This window comes from Rubritalea squalenifaciens DSM 18772, assembly GCF_900141815.1.
Lineage (GTDB): Bacteria > Verrucomicrobiota > Verrucomicrobiia > Verrucomicrobiales > Akkermansiaceae > Rubritalea > Rubritalea squalenifaciens.
Genome location: NZ_FQYR01000003.1, coordinates 622,641 through 639,742, shown reverse-complemented (window position 1 = coordinate 639,742; position 17,102 = coordinate 622,641). Strand labels below are relative to the sequence as shown.

14 protein-coding genes are annotated in these 17,102 nt (G+C 49.6%); 8 read left to right on the top strand and 6 right to left on the bottom strand.

All coding sequences use genetic code 11. From position 1 onward, the window contains the following. Positions 1–190: 190 nt before the first annotated feature. A complete protein-coding gene (locus BUB27_RS08045; RefSeq protein ID WP_200797087.1) occupies positions 191–955 on the bottom strand; it encodes a 3-keto-disaccharide hydrolase in 765 nt (254 codons plus the stop codon). A gap of 86 nt (positions 956–1,041) precedes the next feature. Between BUB27_RS08045 and BUB27_RS08040 the strand changes: the two genes are divergently transcribed. The 3 genes from BUB27_RS08040 to lysS all read left to right on the top strand — a co-directional run bounded on the left by BUB27_RS08040 (position 1,042) and on the right by lysS (position 3,887). Further along, positions 1,042–1,623 (top strand): hypothetical protein, encoded by a 582-nt coding sequence (locus BUB27_RS08040; protein ID WP_143183299.1) that lies wholly within the window; start codon positions 1,042–1,044, stop codon positions 1,621–1,623. Positions 1,624–1,649: 26 nt separating this feature from the next. Next, entirely contained in the window at positions 1,650–2,165 is a 516-nt protein-coding gene (locus BUB27_RS08035; protein ID WP_143183298.1) for a YbjN domain-containing protein, read from the top strand. A gap of 246 nt (positions 2,166–2,411) precedes the next feature. Then, positions 2,412–3,887, top strand: coding sequence for a lysine--tRNA ligase (gene lysS, locus BUB27_RS08030; protein ID WP_143183297.1), 1,476 nt, complete (start codon positions 2,412–2,414; stop codon positions 3,885–3,887). A gap of 87 nt (positions 3,888–3,974) precedes the next feature. Here the strand turns inward: lysS and BUB27_RS08025 are convergent, their stop codons facing one another. The 4 genes from BUB27_RS08025 to BUB27_RS08010 form a co-directional block, all read right to left on the bottom strand. After that, positions 3,975–5,324 (bottom strand): hypothetical protein, encoded by a 1,350-nt coding sequence (locus tag BUB27_RS08025; RefSeq protein WP_143183296.1) that lies wholly within the window; start codon positions 5,322–5,324, stop codon positions 3,975–3,977. A gap of 56 nt (positions 5,325–5,380) precedes the next feature. Further along, positions 5,381–6,085 carry a hypothetical protein gene (locus tag BUB27_RS08020; RefSeq protein WP_143183295.1) on the bottom strand — a complete coding sequence of 235 codons (705 nt, stop codon included), beginning with the start codon at positions 6,083–6,085 and terminating at the stop codon, positions 5,381–5,383. 59 nt (positions 6,086–6,144) lie between these two features. After that, a complete protein-coding gene (locus BUB27_RS08015) occupies positions 6,145–7,176 on the bottom strand; it encodes a hypothetical protein (protein WP_143183294.1) in 1,032 nt (343 codons plus the stop codon). A gap of 88 nt (positions 7,177–7,264) precedes the next feature. Beyond that, complete coding sequence (locus BUB27_RS08010; RefSeq protein WP_143183293.1) at positions 7,265–9,934, bottom strand: valine--tRNA ligase; 2,670 nt, start codon at positions 9,932–9,934, stop codon at positions 7,265–7,267. Between the two features lie 131 nt (positions 9,935–10,065). Here BUB27_RS08010 and tsaD point away from each other — a divergent pair, with 131 nt between their 5' ends. The 5 genes from tsaD (at position 10,066) to BUB27_RS07985 (ending at position 15,675) form a co-directional block, all read left to right on the top strand. Further along, on the top strand, positions 10,066–11,115 hold the full coding sequence (tsaD, locus tag BUB27_RS08005; RefSeq protein ID WP_143183292.1) for a tRNA (adenosine(37)-N6)-threonylcarbamoyltransferase complex transferase subunit TsaD: 1,050 nt from the start codon (positions 10,066–10,068) through the stop codon (positions 11,113–11,115). A 4-nt stretch (positions 11,116–11,119) separates the two neighbouring features. Continuing rightward, positions 11,120–11,770, top strand: a complete 651-nt coding sequence (locus BUB27_RS08000; protein WP_143183291.1) for an HAD-IA family hydrolase — start codon at positions 11,120–11,122, stop codon at positions 11,768–11,770. A 70-nt stretch (positions 11,771–11,840) separates the two neighbouring features. After that, a complete protein-coding gene (locus tag BUB27_RS07995) occupies positions 11,841–13,043 on the top strand; it encodes an OmpA family protein (RefSeq protein ID WP_143183290.1) in 1,203 nt (400 codons plus the stop codon). Positions 13,044–13,179: 136 nt separating this feature from the next. Further along, positions 13,180–14,976 (top strand): translation elongation factor 4, encoded by a 1,797-nt coding sequence (gene lepA, locus BUB27_RS07990; protein WP_143183289.1) that lies wholly within the window; start codon positions 13,180–13,182, stop codon positions 14,974–14,976. 24 nt (positions 14,977–15,000) lie between these two features. After that, positions 15,001–15,675, top strand: a complete 675-nt coding sequence (locus BUB27_RS07985; RefSeq protein ID WP_143183288.1) for a phospholipase D-like domain-containing protein — start codon at positions 15,001–15,003, stop codon at positions 15,673–15,675. A gap of 53 nt (positions 15,676–15,728) precedes the next feature. Here the strand turns inward: BUB27_RS07985 and BUB27_RS07980 are convergent, their stop codons facing one another. After that, a complete protein-coding gene (locus tag BUB27_RS07980) occupies positions 15,729–17,069 on the bottom strand; it encodes an AI-2E family transporter (protein ID WP_143183287.1) in 1,341 nt (446 codons plus the stop codon). Between the last annotated feature and the right edge of the window lie 33 nt (positions 17,070–17,102).

Below are 17,102 nucleotides of genomic sequence, written 5' to 3'. Positions count from 1 at the left end.
CATCTAAGCGATTCCTGAGCCATTCCGCTACTAACTTCCCTTTGGGCATCCAGTTGAACTACAGGGCGTGCTTAACAAACTACACACAGATACCAAGCACAGATACTTTCCATCCCTACATTTCATAAAAAACCTCCCTCGGCCATGCCGAGGAAGGTTAAACATTTAGTGACTATGTTATTAAAACAGTCTATTTTTTGAGAGGCTTGAGCTCAATCTTCCTGAACTCGATAGGCGCCGTTTCAGCTTGGATAGAGATCGTACCTTTCTCTAGGAGAGTGCCGTCATTTAATTGAGGCTTGTTATACTCGATCACAACCTTGCCGTCGCACTTGTGGCGAATCACTTCACTACCGTGTACTTCAATCTCTACAGTTACCCACTGATCTCCATGGAAAGTTGGTCCATTGGCATTGATCACATGCCCTTTGACCAATTTGCCATCCTTTTCAAGATGAGTCCCTGGAGTACAAATATTCAAAGTGCCGCGATTTCCTTTTCCAAAACCACCTAGCAGCTGAACCTCGATAGAATCTGGGAAATCCTGCTCGAGTTTCATAGATTCAGCGGATTGGCCATGAATCATGAAACCATTGTTTCGGTTCGCCCAACCAGGTCCACCTTTGACCTGTGTGCCTACAAATCGATACTCAGCACGCAGAATGTAGTGGCCGAATTCTTTATTGTAGAAAAGATGCCCAAAGGAACCATCCCACTTTTCCCAGTTGCTATAATCGACGATGAGCTTGCCATCTTCGACTTTGAAGGTGTTCTTGTAGTTTTCACCAAGCTTGTGACCCTTGAACTTAGGAGTCCATCCAGTGAGATCCTTTCCGTTGAAGAGCTGGATCCAGCCCTCCTCTTTTGCATCCTTTTCCTTACCGTCTTCAGCAGAGAGAGAACTACAAAACACGCCACACAATAAAGTAGTGAGTAATAATTTGAATTTCATCATTACTACTGGACGCTAAAAACACCCATTCCACAAACAGTTTTCTTGCCATACTCTGCAAAGCAGTCACGCCTTATCCTTTTCAATTCTTGATTCAATTTGATATTGAACTGAGAGACAAGCACGCACACAAGAACCAAGTGTCCAACAAGACCTCAGAACAAACTAGCAAGAAGATGATTTCCAAGCTGATTGGCTCAGGTACCAAAAGCATTGCAGAGCCGGAGAAAGAGCTTCGTTTCACAAGAGCCAGACAAGCCACAGGCTTCTTTTTCGCCGCCGCTGTTTTCTTCATGCTCACGATTGGTACTTTGTTTTGCGGCTTTCTCAACCTTGGCTGGAATGATTACTACTTCCAAAAGAACTGGTGGCTTAGCTTCCTTTTCCTCATTCCAGCATTCATCTGTCTACGTGTAGCCTTCAGATGCATCAGACACGCCTACATCATTCTCACCCCTCTAGGTATTGAGATTTTCCCCTTCTTCAAACCACAGGCCGACCTTCAAGTCATCTTCTGGCAAGACATCGATTCTGCGGAAATAGAAGACAACAATCTCATCTTACACAGCAACCAAGAAAAAACAGCCGGTGTCGTGGTGACCTTAAACCCCATTTCAGAGACAAAAATCCCACTACTCAAAAAAGCGGTCACCTCAAGACTAGCCAACTAGCCTCGGACAGTTTAAAGCACACACTTATGAAGCCACCATCACTACAGCTCACCTCCGTATCAGATGCCTTCAACGAGCAAGGCTGGCACCACGAACAAGTTGCCGGAAGAGAAGTGATCACCACAGCTTTTGAAGCCCACCACACTAGGGTTCATCTGTTTGCCCAGGTGTTTACCCAGCTCAACGCACTCAGCGTCGTGGGTGAAACCTCCATGGATATCGACGAGCTGCGTCAGCCATTGCTTCTTGAACTCTTGCACCGTGCCAATAAGCAAATGAATCTCGGTGGCTTAGAGTACGATCTGGACAGGAGACGTGTTGTATTCCGTATCACCAACATTTTTGAACGTGAGAAGTACGATGCAGATATTGTCTCCACCATGGTTCACTGCACGATCGCAGAAGTAGACAGAATTACCCCTTACTGCAGTGTCATCGCACAAACACCAGACGACCTCTTGGATGACTTGAACATCGAACGTCTTCTTCTTCGTCAGGATCTCCTTCCGCCCGTCCCGGGCGATGAAGAGATGCCCATCTAAAAATATATCCTCGTTGATGCAATAGCGCCAACGAGGATATCCCCCCGAGCGCAATAATGCGCTCATGAGGCGAATTAGACACATTCATATCCATCTCAGCAAGAGTAAAATCATCCTAGAAGCAGAGCCTTGGAATCATATTGTGATCTTCCAAGTCAGGAAAGCCCTCCCCACCTTACGAATACTTGCAATTTAGGGAAAATCCGCATTGCAAATCCCGTCTCGCCCCCTATCCTCCGCCACCCTATGAGCGAGCAGACAACTCAGCCACAATCCACCGAAGCAGAACTCATCGCTGTACGCCGTGAGAAACTCGAAAAGCTCCGTGAACTGGGCATTGACCCATTCGGCAGCAAATATGAAGTATCCACCACTCCTGGTGAACTCAAAGAGAATTTCGAGAATGATAAACCGGTGAAAATCGCTGGTCGCTTGCTTGCCATCCGAGACATGGGTAAATCCGTATTCGCCACGATCGGCGATGTCCACGGACGCATTCAGATTTATCTCAACCAAAAGGGAATCTCCGAGTCCGAATGGGCCGCTTGGAAGCTCATGGATATGGGTGACTGGATCGGGATTGAGGGTGAAACTTTCACTACGGGTAAAGGTGAACCTTCCGTCAAAGTAGTGAAGCTCACTGTCCTTTCCAAAGCTCTGCGACCCATGCCAGACAAATGGCACGGTGTTTCAGACCGTGAAACCAAATACCGTAAGCGCCATCTGGACCTCATGTCCAATCAGGCTAGTGCTGATCTTTTTGTGAAACGCTCCCTGATGATCGCGGAAATCCGCGCATTCCTCAGCCAGCGTGGCTTCCTTGAAGTGGAGACACCTATGCTACACGATGTGGCAGGCGGTGCAGCAGCTCGCCCCTTCAACACCCACCACAACGCATTGGACATGCCCCTCACTCTGCGCATTGCTCCAGAGCTGCACCTCAAACGCCTACTCTGCGGCGGTTTCACCAAAATCTTTGAACTCAACCGTAACTTCCGTAACGAAGGCATCTCCAGACGCCATAATCCGGAATTCACCATGCTTGAAGCCTACTGGGCATTCTCAGACTTCGAGCAAATGGCGGACTTGGTAGAAGAAATGACATGCCACCTGGCAGAGAAGTTCTGCGGCAGCCTTCAGATCGAACACAAAAACGAAGAAGGCGAGACCACCCGAACAATCGACCTTTCACGCCCTTGGAAGCGCGCTTCATACCACGACCTAATCAAGGAAGCTGCAGGAGATGACTGGTTCAACCTCACCCCTGATGAGCGCAGAGCTAAATGTGCCGACTTGGGAGTGGAGATTTCTGCCAACATGGAAGACTACGAAGTCACTCAGCAAGTTTTTGAAAAGCTCATTGAAGAACACACCTTCAACCCATGCTTTGTGACTCACGTTGCCAAAGAGCTCATCCCTCTCGCCAAACTCAACCCAGAGAATCCAGAAGTGATTGACGTCTACGAGCTCATCATCAACGGCCAAGAAATTTCACCCGGTTACTCCGAACTAAACGACCCAATCCTCCAGCGTCAGCGCTTTGAAGAGCAGGCTGGCGGCGAAGCTCAAAAGGTTGACCATGACTTTGTTGAGACCATGGAATCAGGCATGCCACCAGCTGGCGGTATAGGCATCGGTATCGACCGCCTCATCATGATGCTCACTGGTGCACCGACTATCCGTGACGTTGTCCTCTTCCCACAACTCAAGCGCAAGGACTGAGATCCGCACCGCTGATTAACTTTTTCTCAACCAAAAAACCTAAGGCAACTCACCTTGGGTTTTTTGTTATCTCAGAACTGCTAATCATCACTCCTCTCTCTCAGACTGCTCCATTTTTTGATAGAGCGCCTGAACCTCATCAAGATACTTGTCGATCACTGGATCCTTTTTCACTTCTCGCTCCTGCGCCAACCTATCCTTGAGCTTCATATAACCGGAAAAATCACCCTTAATATCGCGGGCTTGAGTCAATTGATACCAATCCAAATAATCTCTGACCCGCTCACTGGAGAGCCTCATCAACCTTCTCTCCTCATACAGATTGACCAAGCGCAGCTGGACATCTTCCATGTTTCCAAGGGCCACATCCTCGAGCACTTTGATATAGCCATACAAAAGTGGCCTGTATGCTGGAAAGCAACGGTAACTGAGCTGCATGATTTCATTTCTGGAGACATTCACCGCATTTAAGCGTGTTTCCCTGCTAGCCCCTTCCAGCTCCTTGAATTGATCAATGGGGAGCTGCCTGCTTACCCCCTCGCCATCCGTCAGCGTCAAGAATAGAGCTTCAGACAAGCGCCTGTCTGTATCACCAATGCTCAGAACATCCTGCAATCTGGCTGAAGCCATATCAGCTACCTGCAGACTCCACATCTTCTGCAGACCTTTGGCTCCAACATTGAGCCCCGGGAAATGCTTGCGCAGTAAGTTTTCCATTTCCCCCTCATGGAGCGATACCTCCTTCAAAAAGGAAATCATCGCCTGTCCCCCATTCTTCTGCCTGAGAAGCGAACTAACAAAAGCGCAAGAGGAAGCCCTGAACAACGCCTCTTTGGTATCATCAAACTGACGAACATCTCTACCATTCGTCCTAAACGCCTGATCTATGGAATAAAGCTCTGGCCTCTCTTTCAAGATATCATAGAGCCTACGCTCACTATCTCCTGACTTCCATTGAATATACTCAAACAGACCATATACAAGCCACGGTGGAACAACCACCTGTTTCTCTGGAGCCAGCTGATCTTTATTACTTCTGACACCTAGCTCATAAATCAAGACCTCGATCAGCCCCCGTTGCAATACCTCCCTCTCGACACCGGCACGCGTATCCACCAGCAACTCGATCCGATACTTACCGCCCGCCAATGGAATGATACTAGGACGCACTTTCAGCCCTCGGCTGGCATTGCCAGCTTCATACATATCAATATTGATAGGCAGCGCATTCTCATGATCAGGAGCCACTCCCAATGCCTTGTATAGATCATAGGCTGTATCATCGACAACATCAGCAATAGCTGTCCTTAATCGATCATTGCGCCCCTCCACAATGAGCTGTCGATTGAAACTAATCGACTTTTCCTTTGGCACTACCCGGGCCTTATCGTCAGCCGACTCTTGACCATGCAGCAATGGCTGCATGAGCGCAGACATAGAAGCCAGTACAACTAGCGAGTGACGACTCATCGCAACAGAGCAGTGAGTGAGCATTATTGTGCTGGAGCTGCAGCCTCTTTAACCTCACGCCTTGGGTCCAAGGTGATGAAGCCATCTCCAATCTCCAGACGTACCATTTGGTTATAAGCGAGATCGACCTCCTTGGAAAAATGCTTAGCGATTTGGTCAAAGCTATCCTTCACAGCCAAAACGAACTGGCCTGGTGCAGGAGCCTTGCCAAAGGAGCCTCCGGGAAATTCAACAACACGCACCGTCTCCCCTTTTTCATTCACAGTTGTGAAGATCTTTAGCTTCATGGATACGGTATTATCCATGGGAAGAAACGGGATTGTTGAGGCAGCCTCTTTGTCATCCCCTTTTTCTGCGGATGGATCCACATAATTAATCTCACGCTCAATGATGATCTCCATCGTATCTGGCTTGAGGTCCACGTAGACACCTTTCACATCAACATACTCATCAATAACGCCACTCTGTGCGAGCTTAAGCTTAGAAGCCAGATAAAGGTTCAAGTCTTCTTCGGTGATAGTCACTTCATAGAGACCATTCTTAGCCGCCTGGATTTTTTCGAGAATATCGACCACTTCAGCAGTTTTTACCTTCGAATCTCGACCATCGACATCACTCAAATCTCTGGGCTGCCACGCAAAATAGACAAATGCCCCCATCGCCACGTTTGCTGCGATTACTAACAAGGCGACTAGAAAACGAAAAAAGCTGAATTTGCTCTTAGACATGATTGATAGCTATATCAGAGTCTTTCCACATTGCAAGCTAGGTGGAGAATCTGGTTCATTTACTCTTTAAGACGAATGGATGTACCGCAGAAAATGCAACGGAACCACTTGAACATCAAAACGTGAATGGCCGTAGAGGCCATATGCCCAATCAGTGGCAGTCTATGCGCTTTGTTGTGCTTGAGGCACGCCTTAGGTACATATTGATGTTGCCGGCAGACAGGACACTGGGCTTTTCGTGCCACAAAAAACCAAACAAAGAGTGCCACGATAGCTAGCAATGGACAGAACGCAGCCCAGATATATTTGTCCCTATCGATAAAGATCAGCGGCAAGGGCAAGACACTCAGAATCACCAGTAGTTGAGAAAAAAGTAGCGCGATAGAAGCCAAGGTAACCTTGGCGGGTTCACGGTGTAGCACCCCTCGGATATACCTTCTGGACTTGGGGTCAATGCCGCGGTTGGTCTCTTCAAGGGTCGTCTTTGTAATATCCGTGCCAGAAGCTCGCTCCAACGGAGCAACCTTGCCCCCTTTGACACGAAACTCATCCATCGAGAGCACCTTGTCTTTCTCAAGCTGCTTAATCACTTTTTCGTGATCAGTCTTGCTTTCACTAGTAGCCTGTACCCGATACTGGGCAATTGGCGCATCTGCCTCTTGCTTCTGAACCCCCCTCTCCTTGACTGGATTCAAACCACTGGACATCCCCAATGAATCGCCAACCGTAGGCAAACCAGACAAATCAATCTGCTTTGCTTCAATAAACTCCTGTGAAATAGATACCGCCACAGGGGTCTCAACCGCCTCTCCGAACTCCGGCACTTTGGCCTGAGGTTCAGGGGGAGAACCATAGGCCGGCTTTTGTGGAGCTTCTGGCAACTCAACCTCAGCGATAGCATACCAAGCAGCAAGCTTCTCTCTAGTCGGCGTCTCGCTGGCAATATTGAGCATATCATTTGCTCGCGTGATCTCCTTCTCGAAATCGCCAATGGATATTCCCTGCAGGGCATTTAATTCAGTATAACCAGCAGCCTCCAGAAGCTCGAGTTCTTCGGGAGTAATGTCTTGGATATCACTGAATTTTTTCATGTACCGGTGCTGAGAAAACTAAAATTTAAACATCATTAAAGTCCTCGAATCAGCACCGCAAGCATGAAAAGCATGGAGATCAAACCACTTAAGCAAGGGCTAAACGCATCTCCTTGAGCTGAGCCAACTTAGCCTCCCACTCCTGAAGTCGCTCTCTTTCGACAGCAACCACCTCAGGCTTGGCACGGGCTACAAAGTTTTCGTTAGAAAGCTTTTTGGATGACTTCTCAACCTCTTTGGCAATCTTATCGATTTCCTTGTCAAGGCGAGCCTTCTCAGCGTCCATATCGATCAAACCTTCGAGAGGCATATACACCTCACCGATTGGTGTTACTGATGCAGGTGTACCCTTTGGCGCATCGAAATCAGCCTGAAGTTGCATTTCCTTGGCACCTACAAGTAAAGCGAGCGTATCGCACTCAGCGGCCACCCAGTCTGCCACAGGCTTAATGACAAATACTACGTCCTTGCTCGCCGCGAGCTGATACTCGGCCTTGAGATTACGGAGGCGGCCAGCTGTTTCATGAACTGCAGCAGTAATTTCCTTGGCGCGTGTGATCGCCTCGGCGGAGACTCCATCAAGAACATTACTGTGATCCAAAGCCTTAGTCATCAGGAACTCCCCTTCAGCCACGTAGCCCATCTTGGCCGAAAGCTCTTCCGTAATATGAGGCATGAACGGATGCAGATGAGCAAGATACTTGGAAAGCACGAGATCAATGACACCCAGAGTCTTTTGCTTCGCGGCGTCATCACCGGAACGGAAATCAAACTTAGCAGACTCAAGGAACTTGTCGCAGTACTCGGTCCAGAAGAACTCATAGAGATGCTGAGTCACATCATTGAAGCGATAGCTCGCATAGGCCTTCTCAAGTTTCTCATCGAGCTCATCGAGCTTGGCAAGAATATCGAGGTGATAAACTGGCAGACTTTCGTCGATAACGAGATCAGCGGCTTCCCCGCCCTGCATTTGACGGAAGCGACAGGCGTTGTAGAGCTTGTTGGCGAAATTACGCCCTTCTTCAATCATCGTCTCATCGAACTTCACATCAGAGCCAATCGGAGCGATGCGCATTAGACCGAAACGAAGGCCGTCTGCACCGTACTTCTCCATCAGATCAATCGGATCTGGGGAATTACCCAGAGACTTGGACATCTTGCGCCCCTGGATATCTCGGATAATAGAAGTGAAGAACACATTCTTGAACGGAAGCTCTCCTTCGAAACGATAGCCAGCCATGATCATGCGAGCTACCCAGAAGAAAATAATGTCCGGACCAGTAACGAGGTCAGTGGTCGGGTAGAACTTGGCGCGAGTCTGCTCGTCCATGGTGGCGAAAGGCCAGAGCCAGGAGCTAAACCAAGTGTCCATCACATCTTCATCGCGTACCCAGTTATCGCCATCAGCCGGCGGCTCGGTGCCTACATAGATATCACCGGATTCAGTGTCCTTGACGTCGAGAGATTCAGCCTCCTTGAGATCAAAAGCTTTGTCCTTGCGGTACCATACCGGAATCTGATGACCCCACCAAAGCTGGCGGCTGATACACCAGTCCTGGAGATTGTTCATCCAGTGAGCGTAGATCTTATTCCAGCGCTCAGGACGGAAAGTGATGTCACCATTGGCAACAGCGTCGGTAGCCTCTTGCACCGCAGGATACTTAAGGAACCACTGCATGGAAATACGTGGCTCGATCGGCACATCAGCGCGCTCGGAGTAGCCCACGTTATTTTCGTGTTCCTCCACCTTGATGAGCAGCCCCATTTCCTCCAGCTTAGCTGCGGCTTTCTTACGAGCCACGAAACGGTCGAGGCCATCTAGCTCAGGAACCTCAGGGCAATTGATGCGGCCATCCGGATGAAGGATGTCGATGATTTCGAGGTTGTGTCGTTCACCGATCTCAAAGTCAGCCTTGTCGTGCGCAGGAGTAATCTTGAGCGCACCAGTACCAAATTCGATGTCTACGTGGTCGTCTGCAATCACGGGGATTTCTGCTTCCGGGAATGGACGGCGTACATTCTTCCCGACATACTTGGCAAAGCGTTCATCCTTAGGATTCACCGCCACTGCGATGTCCCCCATGAGGGTCTCAGGACGGGTGGTTGAAATCTCGAGAAATTCACCCGGGCTGTCCACCAACTCATACTTCATGAAGTAGAGTTTGGAGCGCTGCGGCTTAGGGATGACCTCTTCATCAGAAAGCGCGGTCAATGATACTGGGCACCAGTTCACCATGCGCTTACCACGATAAATAAGACCTTCATTGAATAGATCTACAAATACTTTGGATACCCACTCGGAGTAATCTTCATCCATGGTGAAACGCTCACGATCCCAATCACAACTACAGCCGAGACGCTTGAGCTGCTTGATAATGATGCCACCATGCTTGTCTTTCCAATCCCAGACACGCTTGAGAAATTCCTCGCGACCAAGTTCACGGCGAGTCGTATTCTCCTCTTCACGCACTTTCTTTTCAACCTTGGTCTGGGTAGCAATACCTGCGTGGTCTGTACCCGGGAGCCAGAGAACTTCTTTGCCCTGCTGACGAGCACGACGCGCCAAAATATCCTGAATAGAGTTATTCAAGACGTGGCCAAGATGGAGAATACCAGTGACGTTTGGTGGCGGAATCACGATGGAGTACGCTTCCTTTGAGGAATTCACGTCTGCGGAGAAACATTTGTTCTCCAACCATTTTTGATACCAATTAATCTCAACCTCTTGCGGTTCGTATGCTTTTGGAAGCTCTGACATGACGGGCTGCAAATGCCAGACCCTGCCCTAATTGTAAAGACAAGGATGCCTTGTTCCTCATTAGTTCCAGCATTTACCTATGAGCAGTTGCTTTCTGGTGGTGAACTATACTACCTTGGCTTCTCCAGAGAATGAGTCACGCCACCATATTAGCCATCGAATCCAGCTGCGATGAGACCGCAGTCGCCATCCTGAGAGGAAACCGCCTAGAAGCTGAAATTCTCAGTTCAGAGATCAGCTCTCAAATTGATATTCACCAGGAATACGGTGGCGTCGTCCCTGAGCTCGCGTCTCGTAACCACTCTCTGGCACTACGCCCTCTCGTCGACAAAGCCCTCGCTCAAGCTGGCATTGGACTTGAGTCGATTGACGCCTTTGCTGCAACCGCTGGCCCAGGCTTAGCCTCTTCACTCCTCATCGGGCACACAGCAGCCAAAGCCATGGCAGTCGCCAGCAAGAAGCCATTCCTCTCGATCAATCACATGGAGGGACACCTCTTGTCTCCCTTCATCGACAGCAAGCAAGGCATTCAGGAAAACACCTCTCTGGTGGTTTCGGGCGGCCACACCATGATCATTCAAACTCATGGCTACGGCAACTACGCCCTTTTGGGCAAAACTTTAGACGATGCCGCTGGGGAAGCCTTCGACAAAGTAGCAAAAATGATCGGACTCCCCTACCCAGGAGGCCCACATATCGAGAAACAGGCTCAATCCGGCAGCCCTGACGCATATGACTTTCCGCGCTCTATGCTCAAGAAACCTCATCTGGACTTCTCCTTTTCGGGGCTTAAGACTGCTGTACTGTATACCCTTTCTGAGCTGAACCCCGTGGATGGCAGACCTCCAGAAGAAGCCATCCCTGACATCTGCGCCTCTTTTCAAGCCGCTGTCATCGAGGTTTTGGTCAAGAAGACTATCAAAGCAGCCAAGCAACAGAACTCGAAGTTCATTACACTCTCTGGAGGGGTATCCTGCAATGGGGCACTAAAAAACGCCTTCGAGGAAGCATGTGTCAAAAATGGCATTAAATTAAAAGTGTGCTCGCCAGCCTTCACCACAGATAACGCTGCAATGATTGCTTATGTGGCGCTCCACAAACACCTCAACGGCGAACACTCCCCATTTTCTTGCGACGTGGATCCCAACATGCGCCTAAATACTTTAGTTCTCAGAAAATAGACACATGCCCCTTCGCACCATTGTTTTTGATTTTGACGGCACCATTGCAGATACCATGGAAGAGGGCCGCAACATCCTCAACCATCTGTCATCGGAATATGGATTCAAGGAGGTAGAGAAGGAACACATTCCATCGCTTCGAGAAATGCAGCTCAATGAGCTGCTCAAGCATTTGGGTATCAGCAAGCTGCTTGTCCCTATTCTCATCTCCAAAGGCACTCGACTCCTGAAAGAGCGTATAGCGTCTCTTCCCTTAATTGAAGGCATTGGAGATATCCTCCCCCTCCTGCGGGAGCAAGAGATCCACTGCGGGATCCTCACTTCAAATAGTGAGGAAAACGTCAATCTCTTCCTCAAATCACATGGACTCGAAGAACACTTCAGCTTTGTGAGCTCCACATCCAAGTTAACAGGCAAAGCAAAACACTTACGCTCCATTTGCCGGACTTTTTCTTGCCAGCCTGAGCACCTTCTTTACGTAGGCGATGAAGTCCGCGACATCAAAGCCTGCAAGCGTGCAGGAGTCCCCATCATCTCTGTATCATGGGGATTTAATGCTAAACAAGTTCTAGCCAGTTCAGCCCCGGACTACCTCATTGATGACCCAGCCGAACTAATCACGGCAATCCACGATTATCGGAACAGTCTTCTGTGATCTTGCACTCTCTCTTCTTGCCTGATGCAGCAGAAAACTTTAAGTAGCAGCACACCTACTTAGATCCATTATGGCTGATACCAAACCCAATACACCCACCCAGACAACATCTGGCGGGCAAAACACGATTGTCATCGTGCTACTCGCGCTCCTGATTCTTGTTGGAATTCTCGTTATTCTCAATATCAACGACCAATCCCAACCAGGAAGCGCAGACGATAAATTGAGCGCACTCAAGCAAAGAGTGGAAGAACAGGAACGTGAAATGAGAGAACAGGGCTACAATATCCCCGAGAACCACGAATCCCTCGACGAACTGGCTGACAAGATCAGTAAAGACGCTCTCACCCTCAAGGAATCCGCCTACAACTTACAAAAATCATTGAGCGATAAGGACCGTGAGTTACGCCAGCTAAGAGCAGAGCTTGAAGCCAGCATCACGATCAACGAGAGGCACGGTGCAGAGTCCACCAAACTACGCAACCAACTCTCTCAGGTACAATCTCAGCAGGGCCAGGTGACTTTCCTCAAACAGCAAATCAGCGATCTTAGCGCCCAGCTTGCACATAAAGACCAACAAATCGCCGAACTCGGCTCCAGACCCGAAGATTCCCAATTCACGGAGATTAGCAAAGAACTCAATAACGCCCTACTCCGCAATAAAGACTTGGAGACCAAAGTCGCCGAGCTGACAGCCCTGAAGAACACCATGATCAGCCCGAGTGAAGTCCAGTCCCTTAAGGACCAGCTCGCTAAACTCAAGCCGGAGAACGAGACTCTCAAGTTGACCTTACAACAGCTACGGGCCGAAATTGACAGAGAGCGACTCTACGTGCAGTCAGCTGATAAGCTACTTCCAGCAGCAGCCAAACTCTATCGTGAGCTGGAAAAGCTGGATGACCTGAATGAAGATCAGCTCAAGTCTGCCTACACTCGTATCGGGGAGCAGCTCAAGGCCCGCGTCGTAAAGAGCGTTCAATTTGAAACCGGGAAATCTACCGTGGGCTTTGCAGACCAAGCCGACATCAGAGACAGACTGGCGGATATCAACCCAGACGCTGACATTCTCATTGTTGGCTACGCCTCTAAAACTGGCGATGAAGACCAGAACCGTGAACTCTCCGCTCGCCGATCAGCTACAACAGCCTCCGTGGTTCACCACCTCTTGGAGCAAAAAGGCAATGTTCACGCGGTGTATTTAGGTCAAACTGGTAGATTTTCTGCTACTGCAGGCGAGAACCAAATCTGTGAGATCTGGGAAATCCGCAAGTAAGTGATTGTCTTCGAACGGGTAGTTGAAGGTGACTACCCGTATTTTTCGAGGTATTTCCTTATCCCGAAGTCATTTTTTACTGTAAATTCCTATTACTTTGGGGTTTGTTCCCGCACCGATTACAGAAGACTGATCTATGTCACTAGAGCTCACCAGAAACTTTTCCATCATCGCACACATCGACCACGGCAAGACTACCCTGTCTGACCGTCTACTGGAATTCACCCAGACGATTTCAGAGCGCGAGAAGCAGGACCAACTTCTTGATGCCATGGATCTTGAGCGTGAGCGTGGCATCACCATTAAGTCTCACCCGGTTTCCATGTACTATCCGGCGAAAGACGGGAAAACATATCAGCTCAACCTGCTGGACACTCCCGGTCACGTTGACTTCTCCTACGAAGTATCTCGCTCACTTGCAGCCTGCGAAGGCGCCCTACTCATTGTAGATGCCGCCCAAGGTGTAGAAGCCCAGACACTGGCCAACCTGCACCTCGCAAACGAACAAGAGCTAACGATCATCCCGGTCATCAATAAGATCGACCTCCCCTCCGCCGATCTCCCAAAGGTTCACAAGCAGCTTGAAGACATCGTCTGCATTCCCGCCGAAGAAGCCATTCCCGCATCCGCGAAAAATGGCATCGGTATCGAGGATATTCTTGAAGCCATCGTAGAGCGCATTCCCGCACCCGTGCAACCCGAAGACAACAAGCTCCGCGCATCCGTTTTCGACTCCGTGTACGACAACTTCCGAGGTGTCGTATCCTACGTACGAGTTATCTCCGGCAGCATGCGCCGCGGCACCAAGATCAAGTTCTTCCACACCCCGAACAACTACGAGATCAAGGAAGTCGGTGTTTTCACCCCGGCTATGACCAAACGTGACGAACTCGTCGCGGGCGATGTTGGCTATGTCATTGCCAACATGAAGTCAGCCAGTGACGTCAAGATTGGTGACACCATGACCGAGTCTTCTAATCCTTGTTCAGATCCTTTGCCGGGATTCAAAGAGATCCAGCCTATGGTATTCGCAGGCATCTACCCGGTGGACACCTCAGACTTCGAAGCCCTCAAGGCCGCGGTAGCCAAACTACAAATTAACGACGCAGCCTTCTCCTTCATGGCCGAATCCTCTGCCGCACTCGGCTTTGGTTTCCGCTGCGGATTCCTTGGCTTGCTCCACATGGAGATTATCCAGGAGCGCCTTCGCCGTGAGTTCAACATGGACATCATCTCCACCTATCCATCCGTTATCTATGAGGTAAGCCTCACCAACGGAGAAGAAATCATCGTGGACAACCCATGCATGCTCCCTGACTCACAAGCCATCCAAGAAATCCGCGAACCGATGGTGCGCGTCTACATCATGACTCCAGGCGACTACATCGGTGACCTCATGAAACTCGTCATGGACAAACGTGGTGAAATGGAGAACACCGAGACCATCGATGATCTACGAGTGATGCTCACCTGCAACCTTCCTCTTTCCGAGATCCTCGTTGATTTCAATGACCGCCTCAAATCCATGACCCGCGGTTATGGCTCCATGGACTATGAGCACAACGGATATCGCGCAGCCAAGATGGTCAAAATGGACATGCTCATTGCCGGCGAACCAGTAGACGCCTTTGCCACCATTGTTCACCGTGACAAGGCAGAATCCTACGGCCGCAAACTGGCAACACGCCTTAAGGAGGTCATTCCACAACAGCTTTTCGTGGTTGCCATTCAGGCCGCCATCGGAGGAAAGATCATCGCCCGTGAATCCATCTCAGCCATGCGTAAGAACGTAACCGCTAAGTGTTACGGTGGTGACATTTCCCGTAAGCGCAAGCTTCTGGAGAAGCAGAAGAAAGGTAAGGCAAAGATGAAAGCAATCGGCAAGGTCAACATCCCACAGGATGCCTTCATCCGCGTTCTCAAGAACGACTAATCTTTACCTTCTTCACCTTATCCCATGGAGGAGATTCAAAGAGCTCTCGAAGCCTCACTGGAAGATTTTGCTATTTCACGCAGTGAGCGCAAGGAGCTCAAGGCTCTGCTCCAAGCCATCCAAGGGAATACGGCTGAACAGGCCATTGTTCGCAAACTTGCCTACCGGCTAGCCACCAAAGTCATTGGTGAAATCGGTGAACCTGCCTCCATGGAATGGCTGGAGGGTGTCATCAAACTTCTCTACGCTTCGGAGAATGAAATCAAATCCGACGCCTACTTTAGCCCCGGAGAAGATTGCCTTCACAGGATCCGCCGATTCATTGCTGAAAGCCAACGCACACTAGACATCTGCGTCTTCACCATTACGGACAACCGTATTGTAGAGCGCCTCGAGCAAGCCCACCAACGTGGAGTAAAAATCCGCGTTATTTCAGATGACGATAAATCTGAAGACCTAGGCTCAGACCTCGAACACCTCTCCAAGTATGGCATTGAGTGCGTCTATGACCGTACGTCAGCCCACATGCACCATAAATTCGCCATTTCAGACGGGATCAAGCTACTAAACGGGAGCTACAACTGGACACGTGCCGCCAGCACCGAGAATAACGAAAACATCACAGTCACCAACCACCCCTCCATACTAGAGCGATTTCAGGTTGAGTTTGACAGACTCTGGATCACACTGAACCGGTAAATCAGTAACCAGCATTGAGGCGCCATAATGCCTCTGGCAGTACACAAGCAAACCTAGGCCTCCAAATGCCCGTCTTGCTGCGCCAGTTTTTTACGCTTGGACTCCGCAGCCGTCTGAACAGCTTCCTTGATGAGCTTCTCATCGTGAACACCGAAGCCCTTATTCTCCTTGCTAATCGCCACTGCGATCCAACGAAAATCGGAGCTATTGTCCATAGCCACCTTGAGTAGCATGGTCAATGGGACCGCAAGGAGCATACCCACGGGTCCCCATATCCAGCCCCAGAAAATTACAGAGATAACGACAACTAGGGTAGAAATACCAAATCTCCTCCCAAGAAGCATGGGCTCAAGAAAGTTTCCAAGGAATCCATTGATAAGAAGATAGCCTAGTCCCACCATCGTGGCCTGCTTCCAATCTCCCGTCAGCAACAAGGACAACAGCACAGGAGGAATACCAGCGATCACAGAACCCACAGCAGGTATAAAATTCAGAGCGAAGGCTAAAATCCCCCACAGTAACGGCAAATCCAAACCCATCCCCCAGCAGAGCATTCCCGCCAGGAAACCAGTCATTAGACTAATCATGGTCTTGATACCCAGATAACGCTGGATGTCTTTGGTGGCGCTGAGCATTCTTTGCAGATTGGGCCCCTGCGCCTCACAAATCGCATTAAATCGCCGGCCAAACATCCTCGCCTCGCTCAGCATAAAAACAGTCAGGAGAAGCACCACAAAGGAGGTCCCTAGAAAACTGATCATCTTCCACAAGAAGTCAGTCCCCAAGGCCCAGACAGTGCCCACACTGAGACTCTTGAGCAGCTGATTAAAAAGCATATCCACTCCATCAGTCTGGGGACCAATCGGTGAATGCAGATCTCCTGCCACAACATCCCCGCTCACTGGACTATTGTCGGCGTCTGCAGGTACAGGAATAGGAGCCCCCCCACTGGGTAGACTGTCATCCAGGGCTTCATCAGCACCGCTAGCCTCTGCTGGGCTGCTCGCCCCCTCAGCCTCCTTGATCCCCCACCTATCCATCAAACTGCTAGTGGATTCAGCCATCACCGTAATACGGTCGCGGGTAATGAACTGATACTTATTACTCCACTTGGTCTGCAGCTCACTAACCAAAATAATCCCAACGACCACAACCCCAGCCAGAAAGGCAAAGTCCACCAGCACAGTGACCACGACTGCTAGAAATCGAGGGAAACCATGCTCTCGCAGCCAATTGGTGATAGGAAAACTGACCGTGGCAATGAAAAATGCCAACAACACAGGCACAATGAAGTCTGCCGCAGCCTTCATTCCAGCCACCACTAGAACAGCACTAGCAAGCACCAACAAAATTTTGGATGCTTCCGCTGCTTTTGGACTTTGTACCTTCTTCATTGAGATCCAACTACCGCTGATTGAGTTTTTCCT